Here is a 15,529-nt window from a genome sequence, read left to right on the forward strand (position 1 = left end):
GGCACCTTCAGCCGGGGGATTGTATCCGGCGGAAGTGTATTTAATTTCCCGTGGCACTTCTATATTATCGCCGGGACTGTATAACTATCAGTGTCCTAGCCATTCTCTGGTGCATTTTTGGGATAGCGAGGTTTGGTCAGGTGTAGGGTGCGTTAGGCGCATAGTTTTTATTTAGTTTTATCCCTCACAAAACACCCGTGCGCTGTAACGCACCGTTTTATCGCTGTTGTTTTAGACGTTCCGGCGGAACGTCTCTACTATAGGATGTGTCCTAACCGCTATGGCGGTTGCTGTAATTGGTGCGTTACGCGGCGCTAACACACGATGGCGGCATGGCACACCTTAATTGGTGGATTAGAATTGTAGGGGCGCACCGACGTGCATTGGTGTCAACTTAAGGTCGAAAACCAATGCTGGCAAGGTTTTCAGCTATGTCTATTTACTGCTCAAAATTTCCCCCTCATCCCCTAACCCCTTCTCCCTTGAAACAAAAGCGATAGCATCCTCTGTCCTCCCCCCTCTTGTAGGGGGGAACGAGGGGGGTGGGAGAAGGGGAACCGGATTCTCTGGCTCCCCTCTGGCTCCCCTCTCCCGTGCAAAAAAAGCGAAGCATCCTCTGTCATCCCCCCTCTTGTAGGGGGGAACGAGGGGGGTTGGGAGAGGGGCTGGGGGTGAGGGGTTGAGTTTAAGTTGACACGGATGACCGACGTGCGCCCGATTTAACGATAAATCTATCCCACAATTTTAGCTGTGTCAGTCCACTACTGGCATGGCACACCTTATTGGATGAATTAGAATTGGTTCGTAGTGAGGGAACTTCAGCCCTCTCCAGCTAAGCGTTATAGCACTAAAGTGCTTACTACAAACCTGAATCATGACGCTCTCTATTGTTCTAAAAAACCATCGCTCCGTACTTACATCCCATTCATCCGTACTTACGTCCCATTCATCCGTACTTACGTCCCATTCATCCGTACTTACGTCCCATTCATCCGTACTTGCGTCCCATTCATCCGTACTTACGTCCCATTGCTCCGTACTTACGTCCCATTGCTCCGTACTAAAGCACCGTGACACCGTACCCAAGCACCGTCCTATTGTATCAACGCACCGTGACACCCTAACCCTGAACCATCCATTAAAATAGACAAATCAAATTATTGTTGGGGAGAACAATTGCCAGATGAGTAGCTATATGCCCCGCTCAGATGCTGACTTCAATAATTGGCAAGGAAATTTTATTGCCACATTAACCAATTATCTCACCGATTTAGGACTCACTGCCGAAGAAATTACACCCATTACCACCGCTCAAACGACCTGGACAACGGCTTACAATAACCATATTGCCGCCCAGTCTGCTGCCGAAAGTGCCCGCCAAGACAAAGACGATAGCGGTAAACAGTATAAATCTTTATTGCGTCAATTGGTTAATCAACTTCAGGTTAATCCTCAAATGACCGATGCCATGCGCCAAGGATTAGGCATCACTGTGTCTAAATCAACTGCCAGTAGCCTGGGTGAACCGACAACTCGTCCAATTCCTCGTGTAGAAGTGAAAGGACGCTATCAATTAGAAATTCATTTTGTTGACGAAACAACACCCACTCGTAAGGCTAAACCCAGTGGCGTAATGGGGAGCGAAATTTGGCTCAAAATTGGTGATCCGCCGCCGACTGATCCGCAGGAATTAACCTTTGTGGCGTTAGATACGGCAACTCCTTATGTGATGGAATTTAAGGGTGAAGATGTGGGGAAAACGGCTTATTTTATGTTGCGCTGGGTGAATAGAAAAGGAGAGTCGGGACCTTGGAGTCAAACGGTGAGTATGATGATTCCTGGGTGATGGGGTGCTCTTTGACATTTTTCCCCCTCATCCCCTAACCCCTTCTCCCACCGGGGGAGAAGGGGAACCGGATTTTTTGGTACGGGGGAGGACAGAGGATACTTCGCTTTTTTTGCACCGGAGTTGGGGAACCGGATTTTTTGGTACGGGGGAGGACAGAGGATGCTTCGCTTTTTTTGCACCGGAGTTGGGGAACCGGATTTTTTGGTACGGGGGAGGACAGAGGATGCTTCGCTTTTTTTGCACCGGAGTTGGGGAACCGGATTTTTTGGTACGGGGGAAAACAAAGGATACTTCGCTTTTTTTGCACCGGAGTTGGGGAACCGGATTCTCTTGCTCCCCTTTTGCTCCCCTCTTGCTCCCCTCTTGCTCCCCTCTCCCAAACTTGGGAGAGGGGCTGGGGGTGAGGGCTTGGCTATAATTGGTGCGTTACGCTGCGCTAACACACGATGGCGGCGTGGCACACCTTATTTGATGAAATAGAATTGGTTCGTAGTTAGGGAACTTCAGCCCTCTCCAGCTAAACGTTATAGCACTCTTAGTGCTTACTACAACCCCACTACAAATAGTCACAGTAATCAAGCTTGCTGGGGGATGACCATCCGAAAACAATTACTATCCGTGAAAATTTGCGAGAAATGCGCGAACAATGGAATCAATAGCGTTTCTCCTTTGTATGAATTTATGGCTACCCTGGAATACCCATACATTTAAATTATTGAAAGAATAGTAATGACTGATGAAAGAGTGGCTAAATCTCCTTCATAATAGTAATATAAACAAATCCTTTTAGCTGCCACCACAAGACCGAAAATTGTTGGTTAAGACTGGAGGGAGAAGGATAACAGGTAAAGACACAATCAGTTGTGCTTACAGGGAAAAAGTGGGTTTAGCCAAGACAACAGCACAGCTAGGAGCGTGTCGGCGTCGATCAGGATTGCACTCAATCTCTAAGTTAACCCGATCTGTGGAGTTACTCTCCCCTGCGGGAACACCAAAGGGAAACGAGAAGGCTCTGCCGATATTTCTTAATTCAACCGACAACATTAGCATTTTTTATCAGCCATATCTTGCTAGTGTAAGAAGGCAAGAATCAGGAGGCAGAAGGCAGGAGGCAGAAGGCAGAAGGGAAGAACGCTTATAAGTAGTCGGATAAAAGAAAACGTCACTGTAAGCTGTCATGCATTTAAATTGGGTATTAGTAGCGAGCAAAATGCTTGATTTAGCGAGCAAGATGCAAAGCCTTCGGCATGGCTTCGCTAAACGCACTACGGCAAGGGTTACGCCATTATTGATATTAAGGTTTAAATGCCGAACAGCTTAGTTATTTCCACCACACTGCACTTGGGAAAAGATTCGCTCTAGTTCAATACAACTTGACTCGGATCAAGTGTTTGTGCTAAAAAATAAGTTTTTTTAGAGGAATTCTCGATCCTGTCCACTTAGCTTAAGCTGTCATGCATTTAAATTGGGTATTAGTAGCGAGCAAGATGCAAAGCCTGCGGCATGGCTTCGCTTAACGCACTACAAGGATTTCGTCATTATTGACATTAAGGTTTAAATGCCGAACAGCTTATCACTCTTGTTGAGTTGAATTATGTCCTCAAGTCTAGCAACAACAATGGTAGAACGACCAACCTTTCTCGATTTAACTGAACTCGATCACCCTAACCTCCAGGGTTCAGAGCAAAATGCAGCCGGCTTAAGTGATCTGGTGGCAAATATTCCCGGTGCGATTTATCGCCGCGCCGGGGATTCTCAGTGGACAACCCGATTTATTACTCCCGCCATTGAGGATATTTGCGGTTATCCCGCCAGTGATTTTATTAAGAATCGAGAACGGTCTTTGATAAGTATTATTCATCCTGATGATAAACCAATTATTGAACAAGCGCTTGAAAAACAGCTAACCCATAAACAGCCTTATTGGTTGGAATATCGGATTGTGCGAGCCGATGGATCTGTGGTTTGGATTTGTGATAAAGGACAGGGGATTTTTGACGAAACTGGACAACTTCTCTGGTTGGATGGAATCATCCTGGACATTAGCCAGCGTCAACCCGAAGTTCACGTTAACCATACGATGCAACCGTCAGAAACCATTCAGGAGTCTGACGCACTCTATCACTTGATGATGGAAACGGCGTCAGAGGGAGTTTGGATGTTTGATGTGAACAGCCAAACCATTTTTGCTAATTCTCGTATGGCGGAAATGTTAGGTTATCGCGTCGAAGAAATGATCGGGCGATCGCTCTTTGATTTCATGGATGCAGAAAGTCGCCCTCTTTATTCAACTTATGTCTTGCGTCGTCGCCACGGAATCCACGAGCGCCACCCGTTTAAGTTTCGCCGTAAAGATGGCTCAGAGTTATGGGCAATTGTGTCTGCTACGCCCATTTTAAACGCTCAGGGTGAGTTTGTTGGGGTGTTGAGGATGATTACTGATATTAGTGATACCCATCAGGAATCTACCCAACGCCAACAGGCGGAAAATGCCTTGCGAGAGAGTGAACGGCGATTCCGGGCTATTTTTGATGCGACGTTTCAATTTATTGGATTGCTTAAACCCGATGGTACCGTTTTAGAAGCCAATCAAACCGCATTAAATTTTGGCGGATTGCGGCGTGAAGACGTGGCGGGGCGTCCATTTTGGCAAACGAAATGGTGGAGTCATTCGCCGGAAATCCAGAACCAATTAAAACATGCGATCGCGGCGGCGGCGATGGGTAAATTTGTGCGCTATGAAGTGGAGGTTGTTGGCGCGAATAATCAGGTAATCACGATTGATTTTTCTCTCAAACCTGTAACTGATGAAACCGGACAAGTTGTACTCTTGATTCCCGAAGGTCGTGATATTAGTGAGCAGAAGCAAATTAGAGAAGCTTTGCGCCAGTCGGAAGGTCGATTAAAACTCAAAAATAAAAAACTCAAGCAGGTATTACGTCAACTAAAAAACGCTCAAGCTCAACTGGTTCAAAATGAAAAAATGATTAGTTTGGGTCAGATGATGGCGGGTATCGCTCATGAAATTAATAATCCAATTAGCTTTATCTATGGCAATGTTACTTATGCTCGCGACTATACCCTAGACTTGTTCAATTTGCTCGACCTCTATGGCAAACACTATCCAGAACCTGTAGCCGAAATCCACGATCAGATTGAGAGGATGGATCTGAATTTCTTAAAAGCAGACTTTCCTAACCTGCTCAATTCCATGCAAGATGGAGCAGAACGTATCCGGGAAATTATTCTGTCTTTACGGAACTTCTCGCGTTTAGATGAAGCCGAACAGAAGTTCGTCAATATTCATGATGGGATCGATAGCACTCTGCTTATTTTACAGCATCGATTAAAAAAGACCGTCTTTCCCAAAGAAATACAGATCATCAAAGACTATAGTCAACTTCCTCGGATTCAATGTTATCCCAGTCAGCTTAATCAGGTGTTTATGAATTTACTCAATAATGCCATTGACGCCTTGGAACAGAAGGAAAAACATTATCCTCACTTAGACGGTCATAAAAGGATTACGATTCAAACTAGCGTGATCACGCCTGATAATCAGGGTTTATCGACTCCAGATGAAGACATACTGAGTCCCGAAAACAAGGCAGAAATTAGAAGAAAGGCAGGCGACGACACTGATCAAAATGCTGCTTCTGTGATCATTCGCATTGCTGACAATGGTATTGGTATTCCCAAAACCTTACAAAAAAACATACTCGACCCATTCTTTACCACTAAACCTGTGGGTGTTGGTACAGGTTTGGGGTTATCAATCGCCCATGCAATTATTGTCGAAAAACACGGCGGTAAACTTAGTTATCAGTCTGAACCCGGTCAAGGAACAGAATTTATCATCGAACTACCAATACACTAACCTCTAAATTAAGATTGTAGAGACGTTGCATGCAACGTCTCTACAATCACGGCGTTTCCCGCAGTGCTTGCAGATAATCTATCGCGGCTTCCAGTTTGGAAGAATAGCTATAGGAAAACTCTTCAAACCAAAGCCCCTCATCAGAATGTGGCTTCAAATTATTTAACCACTCTTGGGCTTGTTGCTTGAGGGCTTCCCGTTTGCGCTGTTCTCGCTGTTTTACCTTGAGTTCTTCCTCTTGCTGTTGCTGCTGTCGTTTCCGTTGGGCTTCGCGCTCTTGCTCCTCAAACTCAGCCTTCAGTTCTGATAGCATACTATCTTCTACAGGCGATCGCGAAGATTGGGATGAGAAAATAGGTTGATAGGTTGACGAATTCGTTGCAGGTGATTTCAAGTCATCCTCATCCAACAGAGGTTTTTTCTCCGGGGGTTTTCCCTGGTCTTTTTCTTGATATTCGGCTTTAATTTGGGCTAATAAGTCATCGGGGGATTCTGCCATAAGACGAAACTCTCAGTTAGGAGAGATTTTTTGATCAACAGTTACAATTAAGGACATATTCTCAAATGGTCATGTCCTCTATATCTTCTATTTTAATCAGCTTTGCTATACCGACTCTGACACCGAATCCCTTGATGTTTGCTCAGAGCGATCGCCTGACGTAAGGATCGGATACTAAACCAAAACAGCATGATACTCACAGATGAGGTAAATGCACCCCCTGTGTTCTCAAACACACGCTCACTTGGTTATCTAATCGATTACAGCATTGAGTAACACGTCCGTTAAGGTCATGTCCTCCATATCCTCAATCGTCACCGTATCTACAATGTCAAACTTCGCACCCGCACCTTCGAGTTCATCATCCAGAATCTTGAGGAACTTCGTGGCTTGAGGATCACTGCCAATTTGGATAAAAGAAATGGCTAACTCTTCATCCTTATCAATTCGGCGTGACGCTTCGATAATCACCTTCATCACGGCTTTGCGGTCATCGGGTTCCCCATCCGTAACCACCAGTAGCGTTTCACCATTCAACTTCGTCTGACCGCTAGTCTTGCGCTGAAAATAGTTATTCAGGGCATCTTCCAAGACAGATGCCAAGTCTGTGCGTCCTGATGGCTCATTTTCCTGGAATACCTGCATGACTTTACTAGCCGTCACGCCATCATAACGTCTGAAGCGACCCGAAAATAGGTAAATAGTAATGCCATCAGGATCAAATTCTTCGCATTTATTCGCTAAAGCCAGAGTAGACTCTTGCATAACATCCCAGCGGCTTTTCCCAGAATACTGGTCTCGGATGGACATACTGCCGCTTTTATCAATGATTAAGGTATAATCTCGTTTCTCTAGCATAAAAACGTTCCCAAATCTACTACAGTCCTTCTCAAGGGTATCAAACCCACCAATAGGCGATCGCCAAGCGACAGATGTAGAGACGTTGCAGGCAACGTCTCTACAGCATTAGGATGCCAACTCAGATAAGGTTTCCTGAAGCGGCTGCCAACGGAAATAGCGATCGCCTCCCATTTCAATTGCCACTTTCACCCGCTTCTCCTGCTTAGGCAACGCGATGAAATATTCAAGTTCTTGGCGCGACAGACTACTGCCCTCAATCAGCCACAGTACCATCCCTTTCGACTTAGGCGGTAGCGTTTCCAGTTGATACGTCAGGATAGGCGGGATAAAGTAAACCTCACCCACCGCAGCGCTTTGACCGATCGTTTTCTTCCCCAAATGCGGCGGACGAACACCGTGAACACCCGTCAGATAAGCGGCTGGATCGCCCAATCCTTTCGCTGAGAGGGAAATCGTCGTATAACCCGTCGCCCGCAGTCGTCGCCGATAACGTCCTTCAAATCCTCCCTCCAAGGGAGCGTACAATGCCAATGTGCCGGACTGTTCTAAATCCCGAATGAACGTCTTTCCGGTGGTGATCAGTGCCATCTATTTCTCCGATTCCGCCTTAAGTTTTGTTAATTCTTATGAGCCAATTATATAGGTATAGAGGCTTCCTGGCACATCTGGGTTCATAGGACTCGGTTCGTGCATTGAAGACCCGCGCAACTCACACTCAATAGCGCATTGTTAGTATACTGTAGGGGCGGGTTGAGGAACTAGCGCTAGCTGATTACCAATAACTGAACCACAAAACCCGCCCTTGTGCTGTAGGGGCGGGTTGGGGAACTAGCGCTGGCTTGTTACCAATAACTCAACAACAAAACCCGCCCTTATTCATAAGTAAGGATTGTTAAGATAGAGCCAGTTTTCCTAACAATTTCCGTCCATGGTTTCGTTCAACTATCCTGTTCCTCAAACTGATCCACCTTGTTCACCGAGGGAAACGCTACCGACGATGTATGATCTTCCGAGTGAAGATCCAGAGGAACCCGGTTTGCCTGACGAATTCCATGATTGGCAAGCACAATTGTTGAGCTTGACATTTTGCCCTCCCCACTATTCCCTCTCACAAATCTTTTATGCCAGCGACTTAAACCTTTACTATGATGTGCGTCATCCCCTGTGGTACAAGCGCCCAGATTGGTTTGGGGTTGTCGGTGTACCGCGACTGTATGATGATGTGGATATGCGCCTGTCTTATGTGGTTTGGCAGGAGGGCGTCAATCCATTCGTTGTTGTGGAATTGCTCTCACCTGGAACCGAGAGAGAAGACTTAGGAGAATGGCAAGCGCAAGGGCGAGAATCTGAGACGGAACAAGGTGGAGAAAATGGGCAAGACATTCAGCTTCCCACTGAAGATAAACCACCGCGAAAATGGCAGGTTTACGAGCAGATTTTACATATTCCTTACTATGTCGTATTCAGCCGTTACACCAATCAGCTACGGGCGTTTAAACTGAATGGAGCGCATTATCAAGAGTTAGAGGTACAAGATGGGCGAGTATGGATGAGTGAATTAGGCTTAGGTTTAGGATTATGGCAGGGAGAGTTTCAAGGGATTAATCGCCTATGGTTGCGTTGGTATGATGCTCAAGGAAACTGGATTCTCACAGAAGCCGAACAAGAAAGACAACGAGCTGAACAAGAGAGACAGCGAGCCGAAGCCACACAAGCTCGGTTAGATGCTTTGATTGAGCGACTGCGAGAATCGGGAATTGACCCCGATACCTTTTTCCAGGATCAGAGCTGATGAAAAAGACAATTATACAACTTCTGCAAAGGTTAGTCGCTTGGTGGCTAAAGTCATCGCGATCGCCTGCTCGAAATCATGATCATACACTTAAGCCTGAAAATCTCCCCAGCGTTTAAAACGTTACCTGTCAACCCCTGACGAATGACAAATGACTCTCACTGATCCTCAAGCCACGACAACCCCGCACCCGGATAATAATGGGCTAAAATTTGTTTGTAATCATACCCTTGCATCGCCAACTTGTATGCTCCCCTTTGGCTCATTCCTTGACCGCCAAAAACATTACTGACAATATCATCTGAAGCGGCGTACAGCGATTCCACAACGCCCCCTTTATAACTGAGAAACATTCCCTGGGTTTGCTGAACCGCTTGAGTGGTGGTATTCCACTCCGACTCAATTCCCTTATACACTTGCCAACGCTGAGTATTACCCAAATCATATAACTGATTAGCCGGTCGAATATAATGCACGATCGCATAAGAACGAGCCGCGATCGCTTGGGCTTTCAGAGCGGCGGGGGGCCAACTGGGATAGATTTCGGAACCGACGACACTGGCTAGATACGTCTCCAGTTCTACATAATTAACAGCAAGGACACTCTCTCCTTGTGAGACTAAGAGTAAATCCCCTCGATACCAGCGACCATTGACAAAAACAAACCCGCCACCTGTAGGTTTTAGCCAAACGCCCCCTGGGGTTTTCCATTCACCGATGCGAAGATAAGAACCATTGGGTTGAACGTTAACTCCTTCGTTCGCCTCAAGTTTTCCTAATGTCTTGCCATTCCCATCCACCACGATTCCGGCGGTAGATGTGCCAACATTTAGGGAACTTACCCCAGTCGCGATCGCAACTCGCATCTCTATACTGGCTGTATTGGCGGGAGGAGTTTCAGATTTGGCTGAGTTGTCCGAAGCAGCGGGAGCGGATTGCGGGGGTGGGCTTTGGGCTTGAGTCTGGGCTTTGGGTTTGGGCGGTAGGGGGGTGGGGGGTTTTTGGGCTGAGGTTTGAGTGGTTCGGTTGGCTGTCGGTGATTGAGCCGCCGAGGTTTGAGTTTTCTCAGTATCTTGAGCCGTAGAGGATTGAGATGGAGTTGCCTTGGGAACAGGAGTTGAGGGACGTTGCCAGGAGAGACTTTGGGCAATCAGACGATGACGCCATTGGGCTTCAGCCGGGGACGGATTTGGCGGCGGCGGGACTTGCGATTCAGGTGATGGCTCCGAAGACGGCTGGGGAGAGGATGCGATCGGTTGAGAACCGGAATAAAAGGATTGAGCTAACATCCAGGGCAATGCGAGGGATGCTGAAACCACAACCATTGACCATAGTCTGGAACCCTTGAAAATGGGGTGGTTGTTAGGCAGGCGAATCATCAATACTGGCTCCTGATCGGGTTGGGAGAGGACGATAGCGACAGATTATCAGTCAAGCACCGCCTCTTAGTTTAATCTGCGATCGCCTGTTTGGATATGACACTCCCTGGCTGAATCAAGATGGTAACACTGATTTCTCTGATTGGTAGGAACGCTAGAGGTGGGGGGTGGGAGGCTGGTAGCACTGATTACACAGAGGCGTTAGTTCTCGCTGGCAAAGGATAAAAAGATGTAAGAATTGTTGGGGAGATTATTTACTTCTCTGTGTCAAAAGGAGTTTATCTGTGTCGGGATTAGTTTTGCTTACAATAAACCCACCATAGATAATATACCTGAAAATCGCACACTCATCTCACAATTGCTGTAACCCTTGGAAATTCGTAGATAATTCCGGAAAAGGAGTCAAAAATGAGCAATTATGACGTTTTGTTGAGATGAAGGCATGATTGAAAAAATTAAACCGTTCTGGGTAAAAGAATAGTTTAAATTATCACAGCTTGACAAATTTAGCCGAAACGACATTTGACTAAACTAAAGATAATATCAGTAGCGAAGGATACAGAAAGAGCAAAGCGGTATGTCGTGAATCGTGGTTATCAAAAGAAGTGCGATCAGCTTGTAGTAGGGAACCTTAGCCCTAGAAGAACCCGCAGCCAGGTGAAATGCCGTAGTGGAGAGTTGTTGTCCTCACTCCATACCTGGTTTTGAGGGAATACTTGACACTTCACCTACAGCTTAAAGCTAGACTAGAGGATAAAGATAAAGCAGTTAATCGATGATTCTTTGGCTTAAATCAAGCTCAATAACAACTCGGTGAGGTTTCAACACGAATGGTAGACTCTAAGAAACAATACAACTTTCATGGCGATGTTGGTAGTGTTGAAAGTCATGGTCATATCATCAGCTCTGGTAAGTCCAACACGATTAACAGTGGGGCGGGTGAGGTTAAAGGCGATTATAAAAATCTTCAGCACTTTAACAACTATGCACCAGAGCAAAAGCAAACACTAGCCCAAGCCGCCGCCGAAATTCAGCAGCTACTGGAACAGCTTAAGCAAACCTATCCGAATGCTACTGAAACTGAAAGACAAAGTGCTTTAGTGGTAACGCTGCAACAAGAAATTAAGCACAATCCGACATTCAGAACCCGACTCCGTAATGCCCTGAAAGAAGGTGGTATTGAAGCGCTAAAAGTGTTGTTTGCTCCTATTGGTATTCCTATTGAAATGGTTAGGGGGTGGGTTGAAGCTGAAGCGGATTCCTCTGCTGAAACGGCTAAAAAAGGATATAGCGTTGACGATTGAATCAGGCGCAGGTCAGTGAATTGGGCGCAGGTCAGTGCGTCCCTACGGTTTCTCTGACGTTTCACGGCATATTGTTTTGAGTGATAGAGTGTAGGGGCGGGTTTGACAACTATCCTTTCTGGATTAACCCAGATGCGACTAAACCCGCCCTGACCCAATGCAATAGTTTTTACCTTTAGCAACGCTTATCGGACAGGGTTTCGAGATGTCTTGTGAAAAGTGAGTAGGGTTTCTGGGCGTAATGAGTGAGCATGAAAGCCAGATAAAACAATACACCTTTGGTGACGATGTTGGCAGTGTTGATAATCAAGGTCATATCGGTAGTTCCGGTGATCAAAACACAATTGGTACGGCGGTTGGTGAGGTTCATGGGAATCAAAACAGCTTCCAGAATTATGGGACTGTTAATTTTGGCACTAAACCTAAATGGGTAGGCAAACCCTTCCAGGCTCCCCCATTACCCCCCAACTTTGTCGAGCGCTCCCAACCGCGTCGGGACGTGAAAAAATTACTCCTAGAAACAGCAGAAACCACACCCGGAACGTTAGTCGTGAGTGCTATCTATGGACTGGGTGGGATTGGCAAATCCGTCTTAGCCACAGCACTGGCTCATGACCCCGATATTCATCAACGCTTTGCCGATGGGATACTCTGGGTAACACTGGGTCAACAACCGGATATCCTCTCATTTCTGGCAACTTGGATTCACGCATTAGGAGACTTTGACTATAAACCCACCACTCCCCAAGCCGCTTCGACGCATCTGAGAACCCTACTTTATGACAAACGTAGTTTATTGGTTGTCGATGATGCTTGGAAATCAGAAGATGTCGAACCGTTCCAGGTGGGGGGGTCAAACTGTCGGGTTTTAGTCACCACCCGTGAAGCTCCCGTGCGGGGAGCCATTCGCTATGACTTGGACATGATGAATCCAGCCGAGGCGCTGGAGTTGTTGAATAAATGTAGACCTCTAATGCCGATGTCCGAGCAGGAGCAGAAACAAGCTCTAGACTTGGCAGAGGCGTTAGGGTATCTGCCATTAGCTTTAGAACTGGCGGCGGCTCAAATCGCTGAGGGTGTGGAGTGGTGGGAATTATTAGAGGACTTCCAGGCTGAAGTTGCACGACTAGAGACATTAGATGATAGTGCTGCTGGGAGTGCCAGTTGTGAAGAAACTCGTAAGCGTCTGAGCTTAAACGCATCATTTAATTTGAGTTTACGGCAGTTATCTCCCGAACAATTACAACAGTTTGCTTGGTTAGGCGTTTTACCCGAAGATGTTTCTATTGGACAGCAGACAGCCGCCGTTCTCTGGCAAGTGAAACCGCGACAAGCTGGGGCGATTCTGCGAACGCTGCGTTCTAAAGCACTCCTGTTATCTGGAGCGGTGCAACCGGGAGAGAAGCCAAAATATCGAATTCATGATTTAATGCATGACCGAGCTAAAGAGTTATTAACCGATAGTGTTAACCCGGTTTATGCTGAGGAATTACCAGGACTGGGATTAAGATTAAAAGAGGCTCATGCGACGTTTCTAGAGCGTTACCGTGCCAAGACTGAAAATGGACAATGGTACACATTATCGAATGATGGTTATATTCATAACTATTTGAGTTGGCATTTAGAGAAAGCAGGTCAATCCCAAGAATTACATCAACTTTTACAAGCCTCAACACCTCAAGGACGTAATGCGTGGTATGAAGCGTGCGACAGACTGGGAAAACTGGGAAACTTTGTCACCGATGTGGCACGAGCTTGGCGATTAGCGGAACAGATGTATGAGGAGAAACCATCAGAATCCATTGGACTCCAGTGTCGCTATGCCTTGATTATTGCCTCTCTTAATTCTTTAGCAAACAATATCCCGGCTGAATTAATAGCAGCGTTGGTGGAGAAGCAGATATGGACTCCAGAACAGGGTTTAGCTTATGCTCAACAGAAACAAGATCCCATGAATCGAGCAGAAGCTCTGGGTAAAATTGCACCCCATCTACCTGATACTTTACTACCTCAAGCGCTAGAAGCAGCGCTGGCTATAGCAGATGAGAATTTCCGCGTATTAGCTCTGAGTGATATTTTTCTCCATTTACCAGAAAATCTACGTCTCAAAGTGCTAGCAGCATTACTGGCAATACAAAATGAGCAGAACCAGGCATTTGTTCTAAGTAGGATTACCCCCTATTTACCTGAAAATCTACTTGATAAAGCTCTAGAAGTATCACTAGCAATAAACAATGAGCAGAACCGAGCATTTGCTCTGAGTCAGATGATCCCTCATTTACCCAAAAATCTACTTGCCAAAGTCCTAGAAGCCTCACACGCGATGCAAGATGAGAGAAACCGGTTTGGCATTCTGAGTCAGATTGCCCCTTATTGTCCCAAAATTTTACCCGAATCTCTAGAAGCAGCACTGGCAATACAAGATGAGCAGAACCGAGCATTAGCTCTTTCTAGGATTGCCCCCCATTTACCTGAAAGTCTATTTTCCAAAGCCCTAGAAGCAGCACTGGCTATACAAGATGAGAGGAATCGGCCATTAGCTCTGAGTCAGATACCCCCTCGTTTACCAGAAAATCTACTTGCCAAAGCCCTAGAAGCATCAATAGCAATACAAGATGAGTATTTCCGCGTATCAGCTCTGAGTCAGATTGCCCCCCATTTACCAAAAAGTCTACTTGCCAAAGCTCTAAAAGCGGCATTGGCAATACAAGGTGAGGGACACCGCGTATCGGCTCTTTCTAGGATTGCCCCCCATTTACCTGAAAGTCTACCCAAAGCTCTAGAAGCAGCACTAGCTATACCAAATGAGCATAACCGAGTATAAGCTCTGAGTCAGATTGCCCCTCATTTACCAAAAAATCTACTTGCCAAAGCTCTAAAAGCGTCACGCGCAATACAAGATGAGCTTAACCGCGCATTAGCTCTTTCTAGGATTGCCCTCCATTTACCTGAAAGTCTATTTCCCGAAGCGCTAGAAGCAGCACTGGCTATACCAGATCAGCCTAACCGTGCATTAGCTCTTTCTAGGATTACCCCTCATTTACCAAAAAATCTACTTGCCGAAGCGCTAGAAGCGTCACGCGCAATACAAGATGAGCCTAACCGCGCATTAGCTCTTTCTGGGATTGCCCTCCATTTACCTGAAAGTCTATTTCCCGAAGCGCTAGAAGCAACACTGGCTATACCAGATCAGCCTAACCGTGCATTAGCTCTTTCTAGGATTGCCCCCCATTTCCCTGAAATTCTACCTGAAGCGCTAGAAGCTGCATGGGCTATACCAGATGAGAGACACCGCGCCCAGGTTCTCTCAGAAATTGTACCCCATTTCCCTGAAATTCTACCTGAAGCGCTAGAAGCTGCACGGACTATACCAGATGCATATTACCGTGCCGAGGCTCTCAGTAGATTACTACCAAACCTTAAACCCTCCTATTTTGACTTTTCCTTATGGAAAGAGAGCCTTGACGTTTTAGCTTACCGTATTCGTAGAAACCTACTAGAAGATATCTCAGCATTAAGTCCTGTGATCATCGCTCTCGGTGGGAAAGAAGCATTAGCCGCAACAGCTCGTGCGATTCAGGAGGTTGGGCGACAGTGGAAGTAAAGCCATTTTCTTACCAAGCTAGAACTCAGATTAGGGATGTGATTGGCTGGGTTGAGGTGAGATTTGCGATCGCGTCTCGCCTGTTTCCCCTAGAACTTTTAGGCGACTGCTCATGAAAAGAGCGATCGCACTCCCTCCCAAACCCGCAAAACCCCCAACCCGACAACGTTTCAGGTTTCGGTTAAAGTAGCGGGTAAGCCTGTATTCGGGGAATGCGAGTTCCGGTTTCATTAGTTTTAAATTTAGTGGCAAATGGTAAAACAGTGGGGGAAATAATCGAAGATTATCCCTATTTGGAACCCGAAGATATTCAACAGTCATTGCTGTCTGCTGCATGGTTAGCGCGAGAGCAGGTTTAAGTTTT

At 46.3% G+C, this 15,529-nt stretch carries 12 protein-coding genes; 6 read left to right on the top strand and 6 right to left on the bottom strand.

Going from position 1 to position 15,529, the window contains the following annotated elements:
- Positions 1-1,183 precede the first annotated feature (1,183 nt).
- Positions 1,184-1,846, top strand: coding sequence for a hypothetical protein (locus RIB93_RS01530; protein WP_446369624.1), 663 nt, complete (start codon positions 1,184-1,186; stop codon positions 1,844-1,846).
- Between the two features lie 870 nt (positions 1,847-2,716).
- Here the strand turns inward: RIB93_RS01530 and RIB93_RS01535 are convergent.
- The gene (locus tag RIB93_RS01535) at positions 2,717-2,899 is read right to left on the bottom strand and encodes a hypothetical protein (protein WP_446369626.1); all 183 of its coding nucleotides are present in this window, start codon (positions 2,897-2,899) and stop codon (positions 2,717-2,719) included.
- A gap of 568 nt (positions 2,900-3,467) precedes the next feature.
- Here RIB93_RS01535 and RIB93_RS01540 point away from each other — a divergent pair.
- Positions 3,468-5,726 carry a PAS domain S-box protein gene (locus RIB93_RS01540; protein ID WP_446369628.1) on the top strand — a complete coding sequence of 753 codons (2,259 nt, stop codon included), beginning with the start codon at positions 3,468-3,470 and terminating at the stop codon, positions 5,724-5,726.
- A gap of 46 nt (positions 5,727-5,772) precedes the next feature.
- Here the strand turns inward: RIB93_RS01540 and RIB93_RS01545 are convergent, their stop codons facing one another.
- The 3 genes from RIB93_RS01545 to ndhN form a co-directional block, all read right to left on the bottom strand.
- The gene (locus RIB93_RS01545; protein ID WP_446369630.1) at positions 5,773-6,225 is read right to left on the bottom strand and encodes a salt stress protein, Slr1339 family; all 453 of its coding nucleotides are present in this window, start codon (positions 6,223-6,225) and stop codon (positions 5,773-5,775) included.
- A 252-nt stretch (positions 6,226-6,477) separates the two neighbouring features.
- Positions 6,478-7,083: a vWA domain-containing protein gene (locus RIB93_RS01550; protein ID WP_446369632.1), complete on the bottom strand. Its 606-nt coding sequence runs from the start codon at positions 7,081-7,083 to the stop codon at positions 6,478-6,480.
- Between the two features lie 108 nt (positions 7,084-7,191).
- Entirely contained in the window at positions 7,192-7,674 is a 483-nt protein-coding gene (gene ndhN, locus RIB93_RS01555) for an NAD(P)H-quinone oxidoreductase subunit N (RefSeq protein WP_446369634.1), read from the bottom strand.
- Positions 7,675-8,014: 340 nt separating this feature from the next.
- Between ndhN and RIB93_RS01560 the strand changes: the two genes are divergently transcribed.
- A complete protein-coding gene (locus tag RIB93_RS01560) occupies positions 8,015-8,878 on the top strand; it encodes a Uma2 family endonuclease (protein WP_446369636.1) in 864 nt (287 codons plus the stop codon).
- A gap of 158 nt (positions 8,879-9,036) precedes the next feature.
- Here the strand turns inward: RIB93_RS01560 and RIB93_RS01565 are convergent, their stop codons facing one another.
- Positions 9,037-10,203, bottom strand: coding sequence for a SpoIID/LytB domain-containing protein (locus tag RIB93_RS01565; RefSeq protein ID WP_446369638.1), 1,167 nt, complete (start codon positions 10,201-10,203; stop codon positions 9,037-9,039).
- A gap of 884 nt (positions 10,204-11,087) precedes the next feature.
- Between RIB93_RS01565 and RIB93_RS01570 the strand changes: the two genes are divergently transcribed.
- Positions 11,088-11,561 (top strand): hypothetical protein, encoded by a 474-nt coding sequence (locus RIB93_RS01570; protein ID WP_446369640.1) that lies wholly within the window; start codon positions 11,088-11,090, stop codon positions 11,559-11,561.
- A 241-nt stretch (positions 11,562-11,802) separates the two neighbouring features.
- Positions 11,803-14,385: an NB-ARC domain-containing protein gene (locus RIB93_RS01575; RefSeq protein ID WP_446369642.1), complete on the top strand. Its 2,583-nt coding sequence runs from the start codon at positions 11,803-11,805 to the stop codon at positions 14,383-14,385.
- Positions 14,386-15,195: 810 nt separating this feature from the next.
- Here RIB93_RS01575 and RIB93_RS01580 read toward each other — a convergent pair.
- On the bottom strand, positions 15,196-15,396 hold the full coding sequence (locus RIB93_RS01580; protein ID WP_446369644.1) for a hypothetical protein: 201 nt from the start codon (positions 15,394-15,396) through the stop codon (positions 15,196-15,198).
- Here RIB93_RS01580 and RIB93_RS01585 point away from each other — a divergent pair.
- Positions 15,369-15,524, top strand: coding sequence for a DUF433 domain-containing protein (locus RIB93_RS01585; protein ID WP_446369738.1), 156 nt, complete (start codon positions 15,369-15,371; stop codon positions 15,522-15,524). The genes RIB93_RS01580 and RIB93_RS01585 overlap by 28 nt on opposite strands.
- The last annotated feature ends 5 nt before the right edge of the window (positions 15,525-15,529 follow it).

The sequence above is a fragment of the Coleofasciculus sp. D1-CHI-01 genome (genome assembly GCF_040218875.1).
In the GTDB taxonomy this organism is placed as follows: domain Bacteria; phylum Cyanobacteriota; class Cyanobacteriia; order Cyanobacteriales; family Coleofasciculaceae; genus Coleofasciculus.

What these genes read in the sequence shown, in the direction of transcription:
- RIB93_RS01530 (WP_446369624.1), top strand. Translation starts at nt 1,184, where the DNA reads ATGAGTAGCTATATGCCCCGCTCAGATGCTGACTTCAATAATTGGCAA.
- RIB93_RS01535 (WP_446369626.1), bottom strand. Translation starts at nt 2,899, where the DNA reads ATGCTAATGTTGTCGGTTGAATTAAGAAATATCGGCAGAGCCTTCTCG.
- RIB93_RS01540 (WP_446369628.1), top strand. Translation starts at nt 3,468, where the DNA reads ATGGTAGAACGACCAACCTTTCTCGATTTAACTGAACTCGATCACCCT.
- RIB93_RS01545 (WP_446369630.1), bottom strand. Translation starts at nt 6,225, where the DNA reads ATGGCAGAATCCCCCGATGACTTATTAGCCCAAATTAAAGCCGAATAT.
- RIB93_RS01550 (WP_446369632.1), bottom strand. Translation starts at nt 7,083, where the DNA reads ATGCTAGAGAAACGAGATTATACCTTAATCATTGATAAAAGCGGCAGT.
- ndhN (WP_446369634.1), bottom strand. Translation starts at nt 7,674, where the DNA reads ATGGCACTGATCACCACCGGAAAGACGTTCATTCGGGATTTAGAACAG.
- RIB93_RS01560 (WP_446369636.1), top strand. Translation starts at nt 8,015, where the DNA reads ATGGTTTCGTTCAACTATCCTGTTCCTCAAACTGATCCACCTTGTTCA.
- RIB93_RS01565 (WP_446369638.1), bottom strand. Translation starts at nt 10,203, where the DNA reads ATGGTTGTGGTTTCAGCATCCCTCGCATTGCCCTGGATGTTAGCTCAA.
- RIB93_RS01570 (WP_446369640.1), top strand. Translation starts at nt 11,088, where the DNA reads ATGGTAGACTCTAAGAAACAATACAACTTTCATGGCGATGTTGGTAGT.
- RIB93_RS01575 (WP_446369642.1), top strand. Translation starts at nt 11,803, where the DNA reads ATGAGTGAGCATGAAAGCCAGATAAAACAATACACCTTTGGTGACGAT.
- RIB93_RS01580 (WP_446369644.1), bottom strand. Translation starts at nt 15,396, where the DNA reads ATGAAACCGGAACTCGCATTCCCCGAATACAGGCTTACCCGCTACTTT.